Below are 21,364 nucleotides of genomic sequence, written 5' to 3' on the forward strand. Positions count from 1 at the left end.
TCTCAGCGAGCGGCTTTCTCCGGCAGGCGCTTTTCACCCTTCTGGCGCTGACGCAACCAGTGCACAACCTTCTTGCCGACGGCCATGCCCGGTTGCTCGATATAGAGAAACGTCGCGCTGCTGATCAGAATCAGCAAGCACGTGCAGACAGCCACCAAGGGCAGGTACACCGACGTTTCCCGCGCATCGATATCCAGCAGCAGCGGTAGCCGTTGCACCATCAGCCACAGGACGAACCCGTGCAGCAGATAGGTGCTGTAGCTGATCTCGCCGAGCCAGCGAATGCTGCGTGGTTTCAGCGCACCGAACAGATCATTGCCGGACGCGACGATCACGAAAAACAGTCCCAGCAAAAACAGCGGTGCAGTCTTGAACGCCCGGTTGAACGCGGTGAACGCAATCACCAGCGCGAGCACAGCGATGATGCTCGCCAGGCGCGACTGGCTCCACGCCACGAGCGCCGGCCGACGGATCCAGTACGCGGCAGCGATGCCACCGAGAAAGCTCGCCAGAAAGTGCTTCTTCAGCGAATGCTCCCAGCCGATGAGTTGGTACAGCGCGTAGATGCCGATCAGGCACAGCACCACTTGCAACCAGCTGCCGCGGTAGATGAACACCAATCCGGCCAGTGGCAGCGCCAGGTAGAAAAACACCTCATAAGCCAGCGTCCAGGTGACGTTGGATATCAGCATGCCGGAGTGGGGGTACTGGTTGATGTCCGGCCGGTCGAACGTCAGCCAGGCGAGAATCTGCTTGAACAGTTCCAGGCCAGGCTCTTTCAGTTGCCAGTTCTGCAAGTGGAAGATCGACACGAACACCAGCAGCATCAGCGGCAGGTACAGCGGATACAGGCGAAATACCCGTGAAACGCCGAACGCCAGCCAGTCGTGGTTGCGTCCTTGCGCGAGCAGGCGGCTCCAGAACAGAAACCCGGTAATCATGAAGAACAGCGCAACGCTGCCCTGACCCAGCATCGAATAGAAGTTGCTCGGAGGGAAGTCGATTACCCCGGTGCGCAAGAAGATCCAGGTAATGATCGAGTGGTGCACGAATACACCAAACGCCAGATAGCCGCGCAGTCCGTCGATGCTGGCATAACGGCTTTCGCCGGAATGCTGCAGGTGCCGGGCGATTTTCGGTACCGCGCGCAATAGCAGGGCGGAGGTGGCGATGGCCAGCAGATAGGCGACCAGCGCAAATAGAGGATTGTTTTCAGTCATCAGTGAACTCGGGCCGGAGTGTTGCCGGCCAGCACTTGCCTGTGCAGATTTTCAACCGCGGATTTAGACGCCGTCACGGCGTACCCCTGGAGCAACGCATCGAGGTGATCCTCGAACAACCAGCGTTTGTCGACAGTGTAACGTTGCATATGACGCAAATTGCGTTGGCGCAGTGAAAGACTGAGCGGGGTAGGGTAGATGCGCAGGTCGGCCAGATCAATCAGCCCGAATTCGCCATCTTCCAGTACCAGAACGTTGCCCAGGTGCAGCGAGCGGAAATAAACGCCTTTCTCGTGCAGTTGCGCCATGAATTTGCCGAAGCGCTCTACCAGCGCCTGACGCACCGCCGGAGCCGTGATGCTCTGCAGTACCTGGCGCAGGGTGTGACCCGGCAACGGCGCATAATGCACGGCGCTGCTGCCATCGTCGAGGCGGTACAGATTCAATACTTGCGGGGTGGGAATGCCCATTTGACGCAATTGTTCGCTGTTGACCGCAAAACGTTCGGAATAAGGATTGAAACTGCCTGAGGTGTACCAGCGACGCCGGCGGAACAGTTTGAGGAAGCTGCCGTCGCTCAGGCGCAGGACTTTCGGGCCGAGGCCGTCTTCCTCGATGATCTGGGCTTCGCTGCTCAATTGTTCAAGGCACGCAACCGTCAACTTTTGCACCGGCAGGGTCAACAGGCGCCGCGCGCGTTGATTGATGCTCAGCGCCGCGATCAGCGCCAGCGGGATCCACAGCAGGAACCAGTGCTCCTTGGGCCGCGAAATGATTCCGCCGCCTTCGGTCAGCCCGGCACCGATACCGAATACCAGCAAGGTCGAGGCAATGATCAGCAGTGGCTGCACACGCTGGCGCCAGCTGCTCAGCAGGCCCCAGGTCAGGAAAAACAACCAGGGCAGCAAGCCGATGATGCCGACGTAATACAGAACACCCAGGGCAAAACTGTGCGGCTCTTGAAAGCTGACACCGTTGCCGGGATCGACCGCAAGGCTGGCGCTGTAGCCATGACCGATCCATGGATGATCCGCAATCATGTGCAGCACTTTCTGCCAGATTTCCAGCCGGTAGGAGTCGCCACGCTCGGTGATCATCTGTCTAAACATCATTACAACGGTCACACCGCTCATGGCCAGGGCGATCAGTAGTCCGACCGAACGTCGGTTCCAGCAGATGAAACACAGCCATAGCGCCGCCATGGTCAGTGCCACCAGCGGCGTTCTGGAGCCAGTGCCAATCACCGCCATGAACATGATGGCCATCGCGGGCACGCTGAGCCACATCATCTGGCGGCGTTTGCAAGTCATGGTCACGCTCAGCCAGTAGGCACTGAAGAATCCGAACAGGTGCGAACTGAGCAGCGGATTATCGAAGGCACCGCCGCCGATCAGACGCATCCCCGGCTCATAGACCCGGGCGAACATGAACAGGAAGAGGGTGGTGGCAATCAGGGCGACCAGCGCCGCGCCGAACAGCAGGGGTTGAAGGATATCGCTGCGGTAGCGCACCAGCAGGTAGCAGCCGGCAAACAGCAGCAAGGTATGCAGTGGTGGTTTGAGCATTCCGCCGAAGGGCTCGCCTCCGGGGCCCCAGGTGAGGCTGAGCAAAGCCCATGCGGCAAACAGCAGGATCGCGATGAAAATCGGCTCGCGCAGCAGTTCCTTGAGTTCGCGCGGGCGCAGGCACAGCGCGATCAGTGTCGGAATGCTGAACAGTCCGTAAAACAGCTTGTGATGCAGGCTTCGGCCCGGCAAAAAGAACAGCGCGCACAAGAGCAAGAAATAACCCGTGGGAAGTATCCACAGGCTAATGAAATCGAAAATCCGATTGGACGTACTGCTGAAGCCGCGAAGTTGCATGCTGTGAGATTCGTTCCTGAGGTTGATCGACCATTCGAGTGATGGCTATTTGATGCGGAAAAAGATGCCTAACAATAACAGCCTTTCGCCGATTGCCAGAACCCTGAAGAAGCTGTGCTAAAGTCAGCGTCCTTTTTATCGACTTTCGCGTGATATGACCGACTCCAGTCCCGCCGCAAGCCCTTCGAGCTTGAAAATCTACTTCCGCCTGCTCGGTTACGTCCGGCCGTACATCAGTCTGTTCCTGATCAGCATCGTCGGCTTTCTGATTTTCGCCTCGACGCAACCGATGCTCGGCTACATTCTCAAGTACTTTGTCGATGGCCTGTCCAACCCCGAAGCGGTGCTGTTTCCCACCGTACCGTACCTGCGTGACCTGCAACTGCTGCAGGCCGTGCCTCTGCTGATCATCCTGATCGCGGCGTGGCAGGGGCTGGGTTCCTATCTGGGCAACTATTTCCTGGCCAAGGTTTCCCTGGGCCTGGTGCATGACCTGCGGGTGCAGTTGTTCAACAACCTGCTGGTTCTGCCCAACCGCTACTTTGACAAGCATAACTCCGGTCATCTGATTTCGCGTATCACCTTCAACGTGACCATGGTCACGGGGGCGGCAACAGATGCGATCAAGGTCGTAATCCGTGAAGGGATGACGGTGATCTTTCTGTTTGCGTCGCTGCTGTTCATGAACTGGAAGCTGACGCTGGTGATGGTTGCGATCCTGCCGCTCATCGCCGTGATGGTGCGCACCGCGAGCAAGAAATTCCGCAAGCAGAGCAAGAAGATCCAGCTGGCGATGGGCGACGTCACGCATGTGGCCTCGGAAACCATCCAGGGCTATCGCGTGGTACGCAGCTTCGGCGGCGAGGCGTACGAAGAACAACGCTTCCTCAACGCCAGCCAGAGCAACACCGACAAGCAACTGCGCATGACCCGTACCGGTGCGATCTATACGCCGATGCTGCAACTGGTGATCTACACCGCGATGGCGGTGCTGATGTTCCTGGTGTTGTTCCTGCGCGGTGACGCTTCGGCCGGTGACATGGTCGCCTACATCACGCTGGCCGGCCTGCTGCCCAAACCGATCCGCCAATTGTCCGAAGTCAGCTCGACCATCCAGAAAGGCGTGGCGGGTGCCGAGAGCATCTTCGAGCAGCTGGACGTCGAGCCAGAAGTCGATACCGGTACGGTGGAACGCGACTCGGTGAGCGGTCGTCTGGACGTGCGCAACCTGAGCTTCACCTACCCGGGCACCGAACGGCAGGTGCTCGACGACATCAGCTTCTCGGTCCAGCCGGGGCAGATGGTTGCACTGGTAGGGCGTTCCGGCAGCGGCAAGTCGACGCTGGCCAACCTGATTCCGCGTTTCTATCACCACGACAAGGGCGAGATCCTTATCGACGACGTGGAAGTCGAACAGTACAAACTGCTCAACCTGCGTCGTCACATCGCCCAGGTCACCCAGCATGTCACCCTGTTCAGCGACACCGTGGCCAACAACATCGCTTATGGCGATCTGGCCGGTGCACCGCGTGAGGACATCGAGAAAGCGGCGCGTGATGCCTACGCGATGGACTTCATTTCGCAACTGCCGCAAGGCCTGGACACCCAGGTCGGTGAAAACGGCGTATTGCTGTCCGGTGGTCAGCGCCAGCGGCTGGCGATTGCCCGTGCGCTGCTCAAGAATGCACCGTTGCTGATTCTCGACGAGGCCACCTCGGCACTCGATACCGAATCCGAGCGGCACATTCAGGCGGCACTGGATCAAGTGATGAAAGGCCGCACCACGCTGGTGATCGCCCACCGTCTGTCGACTATCGAGAAGGCCGACCTGATCCTGGTCATGGATCAGGGGCGGATCGTCGAGCGCGGCACTCACGATCAGTTGCTGGCACAGAACGGCTACTACGCCCGCCTCAACGCCATGGGCCTCGATGCCCCGGCCGAAGATATCGCCTGATTCCGGGCCTTACCCTGTGGGAGCGAGCCTGCTCGCGACAGCGCTGCAACAGACGACATCCGTGTCGAATGTGCATACGCCATCGCGAGCAGGCTCGCTCCCATAGTTGTTTGTATCCAGACCTTTACCCTTCTTGACCAAACCGGAATAAATCCCGGCACCGCGCTTGTTAAGGTTCCTGAACGAACTCTGACTTTTATCGAGGGGGCCATCCCCGTCGCGCGGGTACTTTCATGCTGCAACGCTATCTCTGGAAACTGCTGCCCAAGCCGCAGCGGGCCTTTCTGCTCGGGCGCCTGTCGGTGGTCGATCGCCAGGTGGTGAACAAATCGATGTCGGCCAAGCTGACCTTTCCCAAGGCCTTCGAGCAACGTTCCTGCCTGTTCATCCATGTCCCCAAGTGTGCCGGTAGCAGCATCTGCACGGCGATGTTCGACGGCTGGCGTCCTGGGCATTTGCCGCTGTACTGGTATGAAGAGCAATTTCCCGAACAGTTCGCGAAGGCCTTCAAGTTCGCTTTTGTCCGTGACCCGCTGGAGCGTGCTTATTCGGCCTACGCCTTTTTACGCGGTAATGAACTGAGTGCGCGTGACCATGCGGCGCAGCGGCTGGTGCGGCAATATCGTGATTTCGACGACTTTGTCACACGCTGGCTGCGTCCGGAAACGATAGCCCGGCAATTGCACTTTGCGGCACAGACCGACTTTCTTACCGACTCGCTGGGGCATCTGGCGCTGGACTTCGTCGGCTATCAGGAGCATCTGGCGCGGGATTTTGCTCTGGTCTGCGAGCAGTTGGGGCTAACCGGCCAGCTGCCGCACGTCAACAGTTCCCGGGAACGGCAAGCGATGCCGGCGCGTGAGTTCTGTTCCGTGCGCACTCGGCGTCTGGTGCGCCGGGTTTATCAGCGTGACTACGAGTTGCTCGGTTATGAATGAGTTCTTGTCCCTGCCTGTACAGGCGCGAGCCATTCGGCCTTATGGTCTGGCGCTCTCGCAACAGGCCCGGGCCGCGCTCAAGGCGCAGCGCCCATGCTGCCTGTGGCTGACTGGCTTCTCCGGAGCCGGCAAGTCGACCCTGGCCAATGCACTCGAATTGCACCTGTATGAGTCAGGTCTGCACACCTTCCTGCTGGATGGCGACAATGTGCGTAATGGTCTGTGTCGGGACCTGGGTATGAGCGACGCCTGCCGTCGGGAAAACACACGGCGCATGGCGGAAGTGGCGCGGCTGATGGTCGAGGCCGGACTGATTGTGATCGTCGCGGCCATTTCGCCGTTCCGCGCCGAACGGGACGCCGCGCGCAGGCTGTTTGCGCAGGGTGACTTTATTGAAGTGCACGTCAGTACTTCGCTCAAGGTTTGTGCCCGCCGCGATCCGAAAGGTTTGTATCAGGCTGTACGGGAAGGGCGAATCAAGCACTTCACGGGGGTGGACAGCCCTTATGAAGCCCCCCTGGCTGCAGAGTGGCAGATCGATACCGAGGACGTGGAGTTGTCCGAAGCCTGTGGACAACTCGCGGCGCTGGTGCTCAAAAAATAAGCAAAATACTCAGCTGTTTCATCCTGTTGCAGGCGGCACTCAAGCCTGCGCCAACCCTGTGTTAATATCGCGCCCCTGTTCATTTTGTATGTGGGTTGCTCCATGAAGTTGTCCATGCCGCGATTCGATCAAGCCCCAGTCTTGGTGGTCGGCGATGTCATGCTCGACCGTTACTGGCATGGTGGAACCTCACGGATTTCCCCTGAGGCACCGGTTCCGGTCGTAAAGGTCGAGCAAATCGAGGACCGCCCGGGCGGTGCTGCCAACGTTGCCCTGAACATTGCCGCGCTGGGTGCGCCGGCGTCGCTGGTCGGTGTGACCGGTGATGACGAAGCCGCCGACAGCCTGAGCAACAGTCTCAAGGGCGCGGGCGTGCGCGCGCTGTTCCAGCGCATTGCGCATCAGCCGACCATCGTCAAACTGCGGGTCATGAGCCGGCACCAGCAATTGCTGCGTATCGACTTTGAAGAGCCGTTTGCCACCGATGCCCTGGCCCTGGTCTCGCAGGTCGATGAGCTGCTGGAAGGCATCAAGGTGCTGGTGCTGTCCGACTACGGCAAAGGCGCGCTGAAAAACCATCAGGCCTTGATTCAGGCAGCCCGGGCCAAAGGCATTCCGGTGCTGGCCGATCCCAAGGGCAAGGATTTCTCGATCTACCGTGGCGCCAGCCTGATCACGCCGAACCTCAGCGAATTCGAAGCCATCGTCGGCGGCTGCGCCGATGAGCACGAGCTGGTGAGCAAGGGCGCTGCGCTGATGCACGATCTCGAACTCGGCGCGCTGCTGGTGACCCGTGGCGAACACGGCATGACCCTGCTGCGTCCGGAGCATCCGGCACTGCACCTGCCGGCCCGTGCCCGTGAAGTGTTCGACGTGACCGGTGCTGGCGATACCGTGATCTCCACGCTGGCGGCCGCAATTGCTGCCGGTGAAGAGTTGCCGCACGCCGTGGCGCTGGCCAACCTCGCTGCCGGCATCGTGGTCGGCAAGCTCGGTACTGCTGCGATCAGCGCTCCGGAACTGCGTCGTGCGATCCAGCGCGAAGAAGGCTCGGAACGTGGCGTTCTGGGGCTCGAGCAACTGGTACTGGCGGTCGCCGATGCCCGCGCGCATAACGAGCGCATCGTCTTCACCAACGGCTGTTTCGACATTCTGCATGCCGGTCACGTGACCTACCTCGAGCAGGCGCGCGCCCAGGGCGACCGTCTGATAGTGGCGATCAACGATGACGCCTCTGTCAGCCGCCTGAAAGGACCGGGACGTCCAATCAACAGTGTCGACCGACGCATGGCGGTCCTCGCCGGCCTCGGTGCGGTGGACTGGGTGATCAGCTTCCCGGAGGGTACCCCGGAAAACCTGCTGCGCGAGGTCAAACCGGATGTGCTGGTCAAGGGCGGTGATTACGGCATCGACCAGGTAGTCGGCGCGGACATCGTCAAGGCTTACGGCGGCACGGTGAAAGTGCTGGGGCTGGTGGAAAACAGCTCGACGACGGCGATTGTGGAGAAAATCCGCGGTCACTGATCCAGGCTAAAAAGATCGCAGTCTGCGGCAACTCCTACATTGGAACGCGTTTCCCTGTAGGAGCTGCCGCAGGCTGCGATCTTTTGCGTTTCAGGAACTGACTTTCTTGCGCGGTACGATCTTCTTCAGCAGTTGCTTGGCCTTGCCGCGCAACCGCGCCAGTCCCGTGGGCTTCTCCGGTGGCGTCAGGCCTTGCTGGCGCAGCCAGTCCTTCCAGCGAATCCGCTCCTCCCGCACCAGCCAGCCATCCTGTTTGGCAAAGCTTTCTGCCAGATACAAGCCGCGTGTGCCTGCTGGATACAGCTGCCCTTTCTTCAAGGTATACAGCTCGGCCAGTGGCTCGCCATCCTGCAACGGCATCAGGTACAGGTCCGGGCGTTTGCGATCCAGGCGCGCCACCAGTTGATCACCCTCCAGCCGCTCATCGACATGGAACAGACTCAGGGATTTGGCTTCCTTGGGCACTTCCAGGCGCAGGTCGTAGATCAGTTGCAGCGACGCGGTGGGCAAATGCACATAGGCCCGTGGCCGTTCGAGCAATTGCAGATTGGCGCAGCGCACCGGCCGCGCCGAGCCGGACAACGGCGTCAGGCGAAACGGCAGCGCCTCGCGATAATGCAGGGCGGACGAGTAGGGCGCGGGCAGCCAGGTGTCGTTGAAACGCCCGCCGAGCCAGCCTTCCGGGGTTTCCAGCAGACACTCTTCGGCAATCTCCTGAATCGCGGTGTGCAGCGGGATATTCAGCTCATGGGCCGGTACATAACCGGAAATCAGCTTGAGCACCACGTCACCGCGATCCTGGCGGCGTTGGCGCACCAGCACCCAGTAGTCGCGATTCTGCCAATGCAGGGTCAGGCGCACCGAGACTCCGAGGTTAGCCAGCTCCAGCGCGAAACGCTCGGCATCCGCCACGCTCACCGGTTTGCGTCGCTGCAGGGTCTGGGCGAAGTTCAGCGGCATGCCCACGCTCTGATAGGTCAGACCTTCGGGCGTGGCTTCGACGAACAGCGGCAGAGTCTTGAAGTTGCTCGGGTTCTTTCTGATGAGCGTGCGCGGCATGTCGGCTCCTGCTTAAGGCCGCGGGGCGGCGTCAGTGACCACGAAGGACCTGGGCAACGGTCGCAACGTTATGGGCGAGGTGCAGCGGATTGATCGTCCCGACAATAGCACTGGCGACGCCGGGCTGTTGGAACAACAACTCGAAGCTGGCGCGCACCGGGTCCACGCCGGGGCTCAGGCACACATGGCCGCTGGCCAGGGCTTTTTTCACCAGAATGGCTTTGCCGTGGGCAGCAGCATAGTCAATGACTGCCTTCTCGCTCTGTTCGTTCAGATTGTAGGTGACCATCGCGCAGTCCCCTTGCTCCAACGCTTTCAAGCCGCCTTCGACAGTTTTGCCGGAGAAGCCGAAGCCGCGAATCTTGCCCTCGGCCTTGAGCGCGGCGAGGGTGGCATAGACTTCCTCGTGCTCAAGGATCGCCAGGTCGTTGCCGTCGGAGTGCACCAGCACCAGGTCGATAAAGTCGGTTTCAAGACGTTGCAGGCTGCGCTCGACCGACATCCGCGTATGCGCGGCGCTGAAGTCATGGCGCGACAGGCCGTCGGCAAACTCTTCACCGACCTTGCTGACGATCACCCAGTCCTGACGCTGGCCGCGCAGCAGCGGGCCGAGGCGTTCTTCGCTGCGGCCATAGGCCGGGGCGGTGTCGATCAGGTTGATGCCCAGCCCCTGCGCCTGTTTGAGCAACATGCGCGCCGCGTCATCGTCAGGGATCTGAAAACCGTTGGGGTATTTCACGCCCTGGTCGCGGCCGAGCTTGACCGTGCCCAGGCCCAGCGGGGACACCAGCAAACCGGTGCTGCCCAACGGGCGATGCAGTTCGTGCAGGGTCGCTACGCTCATGGCAACAGTTGCTCCCAGGCCGGCACGCCCATCGGTGGTTTCGGCAGCGCCGGCAGTGGCTCGGCGGCTTGCGGCTGAATGCCGTCGCGCTCCAGCGAGGCGATGACCCGGTCGGCGAAGTCCGGCGCCAGCGCCAGTTTGGTCGGCCAGCCCACCAGCAGGCGACCCTGCTCGGCGAGGAACGCATTGTCCGGACGGGTCAGGCCGGTTTGCAGCGGTTCGGCGCGATCCACGCGCAAGGTCGCCCATTGCGTGGTGCTGAGGTCGATCCACGGCAACAACTGAGCGATTTCCTTTTGCGCCGTGGCAATCTGCTCCGCCGGCTCGCGGTTCACGCCCTCGCTTTCGGCGATGTCACCACCCAGGTACCAGACCCACTGACCGTCGGCGGCCGGGTGCGTGGTCACGGTGATGCGCGGTTTGGTGCCGCCGCCCAGGCAGTGAGCGTAGAGCGGCTTCAGGCCCGGGCCTTTGGCGATGATCATGTGCAGCGGCCGACGTTGCATGGCCGGTTGGCTCAGGCCCAGGTCTTCCAGCAACTGGGCGGTACCGGCCCCGGCGCTGAGGACGATGCGTTGAGCACGAATCTCGCGGCCGTCGACTTTCAGGCCGACCAGCACGCCTGCTTCCAGCAATGGCTCGATGGCTTGCCCGGCGAGCAGACCGTCACCGGCCAGATCGGCCAGGCGCCGGATCAGGCTCGGCACATCGACCACCAGTTCAGCCAGGCGGTAGACCTTGCCTTTGAAGCGTTTGTCTTGCAGCGCGGGCGGCAGTTGATCGCCCTTGACCTGATCGACCCGGCCGCGCACGGCTTTGCTGGCGAAGAAACTGGTGAGATTGCCGGCCAGGGTGCCGGGCGACCACAGGTAATGCGCTTCGGACAACAGGCGTACGCCGGTCAGGTCCAACTCGCCGTTGCCAGCCAGCGCTTCGCGCCAGCGGCGCGGCATGTCGGCGATGGCTTCCGAGGCGCCGGTCAGCGCGCCGTGCAGCGCGTACTTGGCGCCGCCGTGGATGATGCCCTGGGACTTCACACTCTGCCCGCCGCCGAGGCTGGCGCTTTCCACTAGCACGGTCGAAAAACCCTGACGGCGCAGACGCGCGTTCAGCCAGAGGCCGGCGACACCAGCGCCGACAATCAGAACGTCGGTGGAAATAACGGATGGCATGCAACGACCTCAGTGTTCAAGACGAGGGCGCAGTATACAGACTCGGGAAAGAGGGGGATTTGTCGATGATCAACAGGGGGGCCGTAAACCTGTAGGAGTGAGCCTGCTCGCGATGGCGGTGGATCAGACGACATGAATGTTGAATGACAGACCGCCATCGCGAGCAGGCTCACTCCTACAGGAAGCCGCGTGGTCTGTTAATGCCCGGCAGTTTTCGAGAACAGCTGAATCACCACCACACCCAGCACGATCAGCGCCATCCCGAGCATCGCCGGCACGTCCAGCTTTTGCCCGTAAATGAACAGCGCCGCGACGCTGACCATCACAATACCCATGCCCGCCCACACGGCGTAGGCGACGCCCACCGGCACGGTGCGCACCACCAGGGTCAGCATCCAGAAGGCGATCCCGTAGCCGACGATGACCAGGATCAGTGGCAGCGGGGTGCTCAAGCCTTTGACCGCTTTCATCGAAACGGTGGCAATCACTTCGGCGCAGATGGCGATAGCCAGAAAGGCGTAGGCGTTCATGTGTAGATCCTCATGTAAAACGTTGCTTGCTGGGGCGGCATTCTAGTGATTCGCCAGATGGGGTAAAGTCATTACCTATCTGTTTAAAAGATGGGTTAAGTCATGAATACCCAGTGGAACCTGGAACAACTGCGCGCCTTCGTCAGCGTCGCCGAACACCGCTCTTTTTCCGCCGTGGCGCGCCAGCAGCGTAAAGCGCAGTCGGCGATCAGCAGCGCCATTGCCATGCTTGAAGATGACCTTGGCGTCAGCCTGTTCGAACGTAGCAGTGGTCGCCAACCCAGGCTCACCGAAGCGGGCGAAGCGCTGCTCGAAGAGGCCCGGGAAGTGCTGCGCCAGTGCGAGCGCCTCAATGGCCGGGCGATGGCCATGATGCGCGGCCAGGAAGCGCAGTTGCGCGTGGCGCAGGACGAAGCGATGCCTTATCAGGCTCTGGTGGAAAGTTTCGACGCCCTGGCCGAGCAATTTCCCAGCCTCGAAGTGCAACTGACCAGCGCCGCCCAGGGTGAAGTGGCGCGCAAACTGGTGGAGCGTCGTGCCGATCTTGGCTTGCTGTTCTATCACGATGAAATCCCTGAAGCACTGGAGCGCCGGGTACTGGGCCGGGTGGAAATGGTCACCGTCTGCGGGATCAATCATCCGCTGGCGACGCAGGCCTACGTCACCTGCCAGCAACTGGCGCAACACCGGCAGCTGTTGATGTCGACGCAAACCAGCGTCTATCCCGGCAACGAGCCGGCCAGCCCGCAGGTGTGGCGTGCCGACAGTTTCTACGTGATGGCCGAATGGCTGGTGCGCGATCTTGGCTGGGCGTGGTTGCCCCGGCATGTGGTGCAGTATTCGGCTTATCAGGGCCTGATGGTGGAACTGGACAGCGAATGGACGCCGCCGGCGCTGGTGGTGGAACTGGTCTGGCGCCGGGATGAGCCTTTGGGGCCTGCCGCGCGCTGGCTGGCCGAACGTTTTGCCGTGCACTTGCGGGCGATTGGCGACAAAAGTCGATAAACTCCGCCGCCATGAATAGAACTCTCTACACCGCGCTGTTTTACCTGGGGCTGCCATTGGTGGCGATTCGGCTGTGGCTGCGCTCGCGCAAGGCTCCGGCGTATGCCAAGCGGATTGGCGAGCGCTTCTCCTACGCAATGCCGTCATTGCAACCCGGCGGGATCTGGGTGCACGCGGTGTCGGTGGGCGAAAGCATCGCCGCCGCGCCGATGATCCGCGCCTTGCTGCAACGTTATCCACAGCTGCCGATCACCGTGACCTGCATGACCCCGACCGGATCGGAGCGGATTCAGGCGCTGTTCGCCAGCGAGCCGCGCATCCAGCATTGTTATCTGCCGTACGACTTGCCGTGCGCGGCGGCGCGCTTCCTTGATCGGGCACAGCCGAAACTCGCGGTGATCATGGAAACCGAACTGTGGCCCAACCACATTCACCAGTGTGCCAAACGCGGGATTCCAGTGGCGCTGGCCAACGGGCGACTGTCCGAGCGTTCAGCCCGAGGTTATGGCCGCTTCAGCAAGCTGACCGCGCCGATGCTCGCTGAAATGAGTTTTTTCGCGGTGCAGACCGAGGCCGAAGCCCAGCGTTTCCGCGATCTGGGCGCGCGCCCGGAGATGGTCGAGGTCACTGGCTCGATCAAGTTCGACCTGACCATCGACCCGCAACTGCTGCAACGCGCCAACGAACTGCGCGGCCAATGGCAGGCGCTGGAGCGACCGGTGTGGATCGCCGCCAGCACCCACGAAGGCGAAGACGAAGTGGTGCTCGATGCCCATCGTCGCCTGCTGGCGAACTACCCGAATGCGCTGCTGATTCTGGTGCCGCGCCATCCCGAGCGTTTCAATACGGTGTTCGAACTGTGCCAGCGTGAAGGCTTTGCCACGGTGCGCCGTTCAACCGGTGTCAGCGTCGAGGCGGACACCTCAGTGCTGCTCGGCGACACCATGGGCGAGCTGCTGTTTCTCTATGCGCTGGCCGACAGCGCTTTTGTCGGTGGCAGCCTGGTACCGAGCGGCGGGCATAACCTGCTGGAGCCGGCGGCCCTGGCCAAACCGGTGCTCAGCGGCCCGCACCTGTTCAACTTCCTCGACATCGCCGCGCAGTTGCGCGAAGCCGGTGCGCTGGCCGAAGTGGATGATGCCGAAGGGCTGGCGGTGGAGGTACAACGGCTGTTCGAATTGCCGCGTGATGCGCAGCGCATGGCCGAGGCCGGGCTGGCGGTGATGCGCCGCAATCAGGGTGCATTGCAGCGGTTGCTGGATGGCTTGGGCCGGCTGATCAAATAAGTCAGCACATCCAAAAGCAAAAAGATCGCAGCGTGCCGCAGCTCCTACAGGAAAATGCATTCCAATTGTAGGCGCTGCGGCACGCTGCGATCTTTTGCTTTAAGGCTTAAGGTCGGGCCTTGAGCTGTGCTTCCGCAGCCTTGGCCAGGTCCGGCGGCAGGAAGTCCTTGTCCGGGTTGTAGTCGGCTTTCAGATAGCGGCTCAGGTCCTGCAAGTCACCCGGGTTCAACGTCCCCGCCGCCTGCTTCAGGCGCAGGTTGTCGAGGATGTAGTCGTAGCGGGTGTTGTTGTAGTTGCGCACCGAGGTGTACAGCTGGCGCTGGGCGTCGAGCACGTCGACGATGTTGCGCGTCCCCACCTGATAGCCGATTTCCGTGGCTTCCACCGCGCTCTGGTTGGAGATGATCGACTGGCGCCGCGCCTGGACCTGCTCGACATCGGTGTTCACCGCACGGTGCAGGTTGCGGGTGTTTTCGACGATCTGCCGGCGCAGGGATTCGCGCTGTTGCTCGCTCTGATCCAGTTGCGCATACGATTGGCGCACTTGCGAGCTGGTCAGCCCGCCGCTGTAAATCGGGATGTTCAGTTGCAAGCCCAACGTGCTTTGCTCGACATTGCCACTGTATGGCGTACCGAAGGCGTTCGGGTTGGCGAAGCCGAGGGCGTCGTTGTCACCCTTTTCGTATTTGGCCACGGCATCGAGGGTCGGCAAGTGGCCGGCCTTGCGCTGCTTGAGGGTCTGTTCGGCGGAGCTGACCGCGAAGTTGCTCGCCAGCAGATTGAGGTTCTGTTTGGCGGCAGTGTCGACCCAGGCCTTGGCGTCGTTCGGCGCCGGCGGCAGGATCGGCAGCGTGTGCACGATGCCCTGAATCGAGTTGTACTGACGGTTGGTCAGGGTGATCAGCGCTTCGAACGCATCATCGACCTGACGCTGGGCAACGATGCGGTTGGCGCGTGCGGTGTCGTAACTGGCTTGCGATTGCAGCACGTCGGTCTTGTCCGACAGGCCGACGTCGAAGCGTTCGTTGGACTGGTCGAGCTGACGCTTGAACGCGGCTTCTTCAGCCTTGGTCGAGGCCAGGTTGTCCTGACTGCGCAGCACGTTGAAATAGCTTTCGGCCGATTGCAGGATCAGGTTCTGCTCGGTGGCCGACAGTTGCAGCGCGGCCTGCTCGTTGACGTCCTTGGCAGCCTGGTACTGGAACCAGCGATCGGCGCGGAACAATGGCTGAGCCAGAGTCGCCTGATAGGAATGCGCGCTGCGATTGGCAATGGCGGAAGGCTGGTCGATCGAGGTGCGCACGTCCGCGACTTCAGCGCCGCCGGAGAGGTTAGGCAGCAACCCTGCGCGAGCCTGCGGCACCACTTCTTTCTGGGCGCCGTACTGAGCGCGGGCGGCGGCCAGATCGGCGTTGTTGTCGACCGCTTCCTGATAGACGCTGACCAGATCGGTCTTGGTCGACAAGGGCGCTTCTGCTGCCCAGGCCATTGCGTTGGACGCACAAGACACGGCAAGAGCCAGTGAAAGTTTGCGCAGCATGAGGCGATCCCTAGCAAAAATATTATGAAAATAATGTGCGCGCCAAGGCTACGGCGCGGCCCCGACAGCGTCAAGGCGCGCAGGGCAAAGCGAGTGTAGTTGCGCAATCGTGCGGCAACAATCCTGCAAGTCCCGGTAATTGCGCCATTCATCATGGTGTTTGCCGCGGTGTTGGCGTTCTTTGCCGGTTGTGTCTAGACTGGCCGGGTTCTTGTCGGGGTGCCTTGCTATGAGGCTGAGATCGAATAATTTCGGATCCCGTTGAACCTGATCAGGTTAGCGCCTGCGTAGGGAACAAGATTTCTCGTCACCCGGCGAGTCCTCTTGTGCTTCGTCCGGGATATTGTTCGACAATCGAACGCTCGACGACGATGCACAGCACCTGTCCTGGTGCGTCCGTGCCTTTCAGGTTCTGCTCCGACAATCCACTGCCTGGATGCTGTCTGGAGAGCCCGTGATGACTACAAAATCAAAAAACGCGATCAACCTGAGTGACTCGGCCAAGGTCGATGAACAGTCGGTTCAACCGTTCACCCGTTCGCAAAAAGTCTACGTTCAGGGCTCGCGCCCGGACATCCGCGTGCCAATGCGCGAAATCACCCTGGATGTGACCCCGACCGACTTCGGCGGCGAAATCAATGCGCCGGTCACCGTCTACGACACCTCGGGCCCGTACACCGATCCGAACGTGGTGATCGACGTGCGCAAAGGTCTGGGCGATGTGCGTTCGGCGTGGATCGACGACCGTGGCGACACCGAGCGTCTGCCGGGCCTGAGCTCCAACTTCGGCCAGGAACGTCTCGCCGACCCGGAGCTGACCAAGCTGCGTTTCGCCCACGTCAACAACCCGCGTCGCGCCAAGGCCGGGGCCAACGTCAGCCAGATGCACTACGCGCGCAAAGGCATCATCACCGCCGAGATGGAATACGTCGCCATCCGCGAAAACATGAAACTGCAAGAAGCCCGCGCCGCCGGCCTGCTGGACCCGCAACACGCCGGCCACAGCTTCGGCGCGAGCATCCCGAAAGAAATCACCGCTGAATTCGTCCGCGAAGAAATCGCCCGTGGCCGTGCGATCATTCCGGCCAACATCAACCACGTCGAACTGGAACCGATGATTATCGGCCGTAACTTCCTGGTGAAGATCAACGGCAACATCGGCAACAGCGCCCTGGGCTCGTCCATCGAAGAAGAAGTGGCGAAACTGACCTGGGGCATTCGCTGGGGTTCGGACACCGTGATGGACTTGTCCACCGGCAAACACATCCACGAAACCCGCGAGTGGATCATCCGCAACTCGCCGGTGCCAATCGGTACTGTGCCGATCTATCAGGCGCTGGAGAAGGTCAATGGCGTCGCTGAAGACCTGACCTGGGAGCTGTTCCGCGACACGCTGATCGAGCAGGCCGAGCAGGGCGTCGACTACTTCACCATCCACGCCGGCGTGCTGCTGCGCTACGTGCCGCTGACCGCCAAACGCGTGACCGGCATTGTGTCCCGTGGCGGTTCGATCATGGCCAAGTGGTGCCTGGCGCACCACAAAGAGAACTTCCTCTACACCCACTTCGACGAAATCTGCGAAATCATGAAGGCCTACGACGTCAGCTTCTCGCTGGGCGATGGCCTGCGTCCGGGCTCGATTGCCGACGCCAACGACGAAGCGCAGTTCGGCGAACTGGAAACCCTCGGCGAGCTGACCAAGATCGCCTGGAAGCACGATGTGCAGTGCATGATCGAAGGCCCGGGCCACGTGCCGATGCAGTTGATCAAAGAAAACATGGACAAGCAGTTGGAGTGCTGCGACGAGGCGCCGTTCTACACCCTCGGCCCGCTGACCACCGACATCGCGCCGGGTTACGACCACATCACCTCGGGTATCGGTGCGGCAATGATCGGCTGGTTCGGTTGCGCGATGCTTTGCTACGTGACGCCGAAGGAGCACTTGGGTCTGCCGAACAAGGATGACGTGAAGACCGGGATCATCACCTACAAGATTGCTGCCCACGCAGCGGACCTTGCGAAGGGCCATCCGGGCGCACAGATTCGCGACAACGCCTTGAGCAAGGCGCGGTTCGAATTCCGTTGGGAAGACCAGTTCAACCTCGGTCTCGATCCGGACACCGCGCGTTCCTATCACGACGAAACCCTGCCGAAGGACTCGGCCAAGGTCGCGCACTTCTGTTCGATGTGCGGGCCGAAATTCTGCTCGATGAAGATCACTCAGGAAGTCCGCGAATACGCGGCCAACCAGCGGATCGACGCGGTCGACGTGGACGTCGCCCAAGGCCTGGCGGAACAGGCCGAACGGTTCAAGAAGGAAGGCAGTCAGCTTTATAAAAAAGTTTAAGCGGCAAGCTGCAAGCTGCAAGCTAGAAGCTGGTGCAACGCCTGCTTTTTCTTGCAGCTTGAGGCTTGCAGCTTGTAGCTATCACTCCTGTGAGATTAACGTCCTTGAGCATTCAACCCGGCACTTATTCCCCCGACCTCGCCGTACCCGCCGACAAGCGTGTGTTCGGCGGTCGGGATCTGTTTTCCCTGTGGTTCTCCCTCGGCATCGGCCTGATGGTCTTGCAGACCGGTGCGTTGCTGGCACCGGGCCTGGGCCTGTCGGGTTCGTTGCTGGCGATTTTTCTCGGCACCCTGGTCGGCGTGCTGTTGCTGGCCGCGGTCGGCGTGATCGGCAGCGACACCGGCCTGTCGTCGATGGCGGCGCTCAAACTCAGCCTCGGCCGCAAAGGCGCGAGTCTGCCGGCGCTGCTCAACCTGCTGCAACTGATCGGTTGGGGCTCGTTCGAAATCATCGTCATGCGTGACGCCGCCAGCCTGCTCGGCACCCGCGCGTTCAGCGAAGGTTCGCTGTGGGCCAGCCCGATGCTGTGGACGTTGTGCTTCGGTGCGCTGGCAACCTTGCTCGCGGTCAGCGGGCCGCTGACGTTTGTGCGCAAGATCCTGCGCAAATGGGGGATCTGGCTGATCCTGGCGGCGTGTATCTGGCTGACCTGGAACCTGTTCGCCAAGGCCGATCTGGCTGCCCTTTGGGCGCGTACCGGGGACGGTTCGATGCCATTCGCCGTGGGCTTCGACATTGCCATCGCGATGCCGCTGTCGTGGTTGCCGCTGATTGCCGACTACTCGCGATTCGGCAAGCGTGCGAAGAATGTGTTCGGCGGCACGGCCGTCGGTTTCTTTATCGGCAATTTCTGGCTGATGAGCCTCGGCGTGGCCTACACCCTGGCGTTCGCGCCGAGCGGTGAAGTCAATGCGTTGCTGCTGGCGCTGGCGGGGGCCGGCCTGGGGATTCCGCTGTTGCTGATTCTCTTGGACGAATCGGAAAACGCCTTCGCTGATATTCACTCGGCGGCGGTGTCCAGCGGGATTCTGTTGCGCTTGAAAGTCGAGCATCTGGCGCTGGCCATCGGCGTGCTCTGCACACTGATCGCGCTGCTGGCGCCATTGGCGCAGTACCAGAATTTCCTGTTGCTGATCGGCTCGGTATTTGCGCCGCTGTTCGGCGTGGTGCTGGTGGATCACTTCATCCTGCGCAAGCGCAGCGCTCAGGTCGCGTCAGCCGCATTGCGCTGGCCGGCGCTGTTGGCATGGCTGGGCGGGATCAGCACCTACCACTTGCTGGCGAATCTGTATCCAGACGTCGGCGCGACCCTGCCGGCACTGGTGCTGGCAGGGCTGTTGCAACTGGTGCTCGGCCGGGCTTTCAGTTACGGCCCGGAAACAGCTCGGGTTTGACGATGCCGTTCAGACGCGGGTAAGGAATCTTCAGTTCGACGTGGCCCAGCGCGTAAGGCGCGATGGTGCTCACGTCGTACTTGAGGATCACGCCGCCGTAGGTCAGCGCCACGTTCGGGGTTTTCACGAACGGCCAGTTCTTCACGAACTCCGCTTCCTGATCGAGCTTGGTGCTGATCAGCCAGCTGTTGTGCGCCACTTGCGCGGCTTTCCAGAATGCCTCTTCCTGACCCGGCAGCAGCATGTCCGACAGGCTCAGCACTTTGTGCTGCTGGCGCGAGTAGTTGATGAAACCGCGACCCGGGGTGCCATGGGCGCCGCCGGTATCGAGGTAGCTCGACAGCTCGAGAATCACCAAGCCGTCATGCTGCTCGCGTACCTTGGCCTGCAGATAGCTGCTGTTGCGCGGGCCGGCGGTGCTCAAGAACTGCTCACGATAGGCTGCCAGGGTTGGCGCTACCGGCGCGTTCGCTTCGGTGCGGGTCATCTGCAGCAGACGTTTTTCGATGATGCCGTCCAGTGCAGGTTCTGCCGGGAAGTGCAGGGTGTCGATGTTCACCAGCGGGCAGTCCGGGTTGGAACAGCCGGGCTTCAGGGTTTCCGATGCGTCGCGGGTGGTTTCCAGCGGCGTGCGGTAGTTGGGCTGGAACAAGTTGGCGCAGGCGCCCAGGGTCAGGGCGATGGCGGCCACGGAGGCAATTTTGAAAAGCGACATGGGCGTCCTTTCTGAAACAGGGGAAGGCGAAAAGTTATCCGCTTCGACTCTCGCCGAAGCAGTCAGTTCGCCACTAAGCTAATTAGAGTGGGTTTCGTCTCCACCGTCCATCCCGCTGACGGTAAAGGGGCTGCATCAATCATCACGGGCGCGATAGGATGGCGCGAAGTCGAGGTTGCAAGTGACAACAAGGAACCTCGTATCGGATTCGCTGTAAAGAGGATGCTCATGACTGATTATGCCAACGCCACGCCGGCCACCGTCGATATCGTAAAGCGCGAGCGCTGCTACGAGGGCTTCTACAAACTCGACCGTTTGCACTTGCGCCATGAGCTGTTCGCCGGCGGCATGAGCCGCGAGATCAACCGTGAAGTCTTCGTGCGTCACGATGCCGTGTGCATGCTGCCCTACGATCCGCTGCGCGACGAAGTGGTGCTGATCGAGCAGTTTCGCGTCGGCGCCATGGGCAAGACCGACAACCCGTGGCTGGTGGAGCTGGTTGCCGGTCTGATCGACAAAGAAGAAGTGCCGGAAGAGGTTGCTCACCGCGAGGCGCAGGAGGAAGCTGGACTGGACATCAAGGCCCTGTGGCCGATGACCAAATATTTCCCGTCGCCGGGCGGCAGCAACGAATTCGTGCACCTGTTTCTGGGGCATTGCAGTACCGACGACGCAGGCGGCCTGCATGGGCTGGAGGAAGAAGCAGAAGATATCCGCGTCACGGTCTGGGCCTTTGAAGATGCCTTGCAGGCCGTCCGTGACGGACGTATTGCCAACGCGGCGAGCATCATCGCCTTGCAATGGCTGGCGCTCAACCGCGCCGAAGTGAGGGGGTTATGGTCGTAAACAAGCTGCGCGATCGTTATCGAGTTGACCTTGCGGGGCTGCAAGCCGCCTGCGAGGCCAACTACGCGCGCCTGATGCGACTGGTGCCGGATATGCGCAACGATCCCGAGGCGCGGCGCATCGCCGTGACTCAGGGCGAGCAGATGCTCGGTGTGCTGGCCCTCGAAGTGCTGCAGACCTGTCCTTACACCACGACGTTGCAGGTGCGTCAGGAACACAGCCTGCCATGGCTGCCAGTGCCGCAACTGGAGGTTCAGGTCTATCACGACGCGCGCATGGCCGAAGTGATCAGCGCCGAACATGCACGACGCTTTCGCGGCATCTATCCTTACCCGAACGCCGCGATGCATCAGCCGGACGAAAAGGCCCAGCTCAATCTGTTCCTGGGGGAATGGCTGAGCCATTGTCTGGCCCTGGGGCACGAATACGAAGTCGTACGCTAGTTGTGAACTGCGTCCGGTTCGCCGGTTTCCCCTTTGCGTCATCCCCCAGCATAATTGCGGCACTCAACCGATTCC

General features: G+C 61.3%; 18 protein-coding genes and 1 riboswitch. Of the genes, 10 read left to right on the forward strand and 8 right to left on the reverse strand.

All coding sequences use genetic code 11. From position 1 onward, the window contains the following. Window positions 1-2: 2 nt before the first annotated feature. Together KKQ10_RS12710 and KKQ10_RS12715 are read right to left on the reverse strand one after the other, a co-directional pair. The gene (locus KKQ10_RS12710) at window positions 3-1,220 is read right to left on the reverse strand and encodes an acyltransferase family protein (protein WP_215501294.1); all 1,218 of its coding nucleotides are present in this window, start codon (window positions 1,218-1,220) and stop codon (window positions 3-5) included. Then, complete coding sequence (locus KKQ10_RS12715; protein ID WP_215501295.1) at window positions 1,220-3,082, reverse strand: bifunctional O-antigen ligase/aminoglycoside phosphotransferase family protein; 1,863 nt, start codon at window positions 3,080-3,082, stop codon at window positions 1,220-1,222. The genes KKQ10_RS12710 and KKQ10_RS12715 overlap by 1 nt, the downstream gene beginning before the upstream one ends. A 154-nt stretch (window positions 3,083-3,236) precedes the next feature. Here KKQ10_RS12715 and msbA point away from each other — a divergent pair, with 154 nt between their 5' ends. From msbA to hldE, 4 genes are all read left to right on the forward strand, one after another. Continuing rightward, a complete protein-coding gene (msbA, locus tag KKQ10_RS12720) occupies window positions 3,237-5,039 on the forward strand; it encodes a lipid A export permease/ATP-binding protein MsbA (RefSeq protein ID WP_127648976.1) in 1,803 nt (600 codons plus the stop codon). Window positions 5,040-5,272: 233 nt separating this feature from the next. Next, a complete protein-coding gene (locus KKQ10_RS12725; RefSeq protein ID WP_215501296.1) occupies window positions 5,273-5,977 on the forward strand; it encodes a sulfotransferase family 2 domain-containing protein in 705 nt (234 codons plus the stop codon). Next, window positions 5,970-6,581 (forward strand): adenylyl-sulfate kinase, encoded by a 612-nt coding sequence (cysC, locus tag KKQ10_RS12730; RefSeq protein WP_127648978.1) that lies wholly within the window; start codon window positions 5,970-5,972, stop codon window positions 6,579-6,581. The genes KKQ10_RS12725 and cysC overlap by 8 nt, the downstream gene beginning before the upstream one ends. Before the next feature lie 102 nt (window positions 6,582-6,683). Continuing rightward, entirely contained in the window at window positions 6,684-8,105 is a 1,422-nt protein-coding gene (gene hldE, locus KKQ10_RS12735; RefSeq protein WP_215501297.1) for a bifunctional D-glycero-beta-D-manno-heptose-7-phosphate kinase/D-glycero-beta-D-manno-heptose 1-phosphate adenylyltransferase HldE, read from the forward strand. A gap of 90 nt (window positions 8,106-8,195) precedes the next feature. On the opposite strand, the gene KKQ10_RS12740 is transcribed toward hldE, so the two are convergent. The 4 genes from KKQ10_RS12740 to KKQ10_RS12755 all read right to left on the reverse strand — a co-directional run bounded on the left by KKQ10_RS12740 (window position 8,196) and on the right by KKQ10_RS12755 (window position 11,710). Continuing rightward, on the reverse strand, window positions 8,196-9,164 hold the full coding sequence (locus KKQ10_RS12740; RefSeq protein ID WP_215501298.1) for a metal ABC transporter ATPase: 969 nt from the start codon (window positions 9,162-9,164) through the stop codon (window positions 8,196-8,198). A 31-nt stretch (window positions 9,165-9,195) separates the two neighbouring features. Further along, entirely contained in the window at window positions 9,196-10,008 is an 813-nt protein-coding gene (locus tag KKQ10_RS12745; protein ID WP_215501299.1) for an aldo/keto reductase, read from the reverse strand. Continuing rightward, window positions 10,005-11,180 carry an NAD(P)/FAD-dependent oxidoreductase gene (locus KKQ10_RS12750; RefSeq protein WP_215501300.1) on the reverse strand — a complete coding sequence of 392 codons (1,176 nt, stop codon included), beginning with the start codon at window positions 11,178-11,180 and terminating at the stop codon, window positions 10,005-10,007. Before KKQ10_RS12750 ends, KKQ10_RS12745 begins: the two co-directional genes overlap by 4 nt. A 197-nt stretch (window positions 11,181-11,377) precedes the next feature. Beyond that, window positions 11,378-11,710, reverse strand: a complete 333-nt coding sequence (locus KKQ10_RS12755) for a DMT family transporter (protein WP_003221050.1) — start codon at window positions 11,708-11,710, stop codon at window positions 11,378-11,380. Window positions 11,711-11,812: 102 nt separating this feature from the next. Here KKQ10_RS12755 and KKQ10_RS12760 point away from each other — a divergent pair, with 102 nt between their 5' ends. Together KKQ10_RS12760 and waaA are read left to right on the forward strand one after the other, a co-directional pair. Then, entirely contained in the window at window positions 11,813-12,715 is a 903-nt protein-coding gene (locus KKQ10_RS12760) for a LysR family transcriptional regulator (protein ID WP_215501301.1), read from the forward strand. 11 nt (window positions 12,716-12,726) lie between these two features. Beyond that, window positions 12,727-14,001 carry a lipid IV(A) 3-deoxy-D-manno-octulosonic acid transferase gene (gene waaA / locus KKQ10_RS12765; RefSeq protein WP_215501302.1) on the forward strand — a complete coding sequence of 425 codons (1,275 nt, stop codon included), beginning with the start codon at window positions 12,727-12,729 and terminating at the stop codon, window positions 13,999-14,001. Between the two features lie 106 nt (window positions 14,002-14,107). On the opposite strand, the gene KKQ10_RS12770 is transcribed toward waaA, so the two are convergent. Further along, the gene (locus KKQ10_RS12770; RefSeq protein ID WP_127648986.1) at window positions 14,108-15,541 is read right to left on the reverse strand and encodes a TolC family outer membrane protein; all 1,434 of its coding nucleotides are present in this window, start codon (window positions 15,539-15,541) and stop codon (window positions 14,108-14,110) included. A 205-nt stretch (window positions 15,542-15,746) separates the two neighbouring features. Further along, a riboswitch (TPP riboswitch) is annotated at window positions 15,747-15,852 on the forward strand. A gap of 146 nt (window positions 15,853-15,998) precedes the next feature. Between KKQ10_RS12770 and thiC the strand changes: the two genes are divergently transcribed. Together thiC and cytX are read left to right on the forward strand one after the other, a co-directional pair. Then, window positions 15,999-17,888: a phosphomethylpyrimidine synthase ThiC gene (gene thiC, locus KKQ10_RS12775; RefSeq protein WP_215501303.1), complete on the forward strand. Its 1,890-nt coding sequence runs from the start codon at window positions 15,999-16,001 to the stop codon at window positions 17,886-17,888. Between the two features lie 104 nt (window positions 17,889-17,992). Next, complete coding sequence (gene cytX / locus KKQ10_RS12780) at window positions 17,993-19,285, forward strand: putative hydroxymethylpyrimidine transporter CytX (protein WP_215501304.1); 1,293 nt, start codon at window positions 17,993-17,995, stop codon at window positions 19,283-19,285. On the opposite strand, the gene KKQ10_RS12785 is transcribed toward cytX, so the two are convergent. Further along, complete coding sequence (locus tag KKQ10_RS12785; protein WP_127648989.1) at window positions 19,254-20,000, reverse strand: RsiV family protein; 747 nt, start codon at window positions 19,998-20,000, stop codon at window positions 19,254-19,256. The two genes, cytX and KKQ10_RS12785, sit on opposite strands and share 32 nt — an antisense overlap. 228 nt (window positions 20,001-20,228) lie before the next feature. Here KKQ10_RS12785 and KKQ10_RS12790 point away from each other — a divergent pair, with 228 nt between their 5' ends. Together KKQ10_RS12790 and KKQ10_RS12795 are read left to right on the forward strand one after the other, a co-directional pair. Next, window positions 20,229-20,846 (forward strand): NUDIX domain-containing protein, encoded by a 618-nt coding sequence (locus KKQ10_RS12790; protein WP_127648990.1) that lies wholly within the window; start codon window positions 20,229-20,231, stop codon window positions 20,844-20,846. Then, on the forward strand, window positions 20,837-21,289 hold the full coding sequence (locus KKQ10_RS12795; RefSeq protein ID WP_007967395.1) for a DUF1249 domain-containing protein: 453 nt from the start codon (window positions 20,837-20,839) through the stop codon (window positions 21,287-21,289). The genes KKQ10_RS12790 and KKQ10_RS12795 overlap by 10 nt, the downstream gene beginning before the upstream one ends. Window positions 21,290-21,364 lie beyond the last annotated feature (75 nt).

Origin of the sequence: Pseudomonas sp. MG-9 (assembly GCF_018729515.1) — a bacterium.
GTDB classification, from domain to species: Bacteria; Pseudomonadota; Gammaproteobacteria; order Pseudomonadales; family Pseudomonadaceae; genus Aquipseudomonas; species Aquipseudomonas serboccidentalis.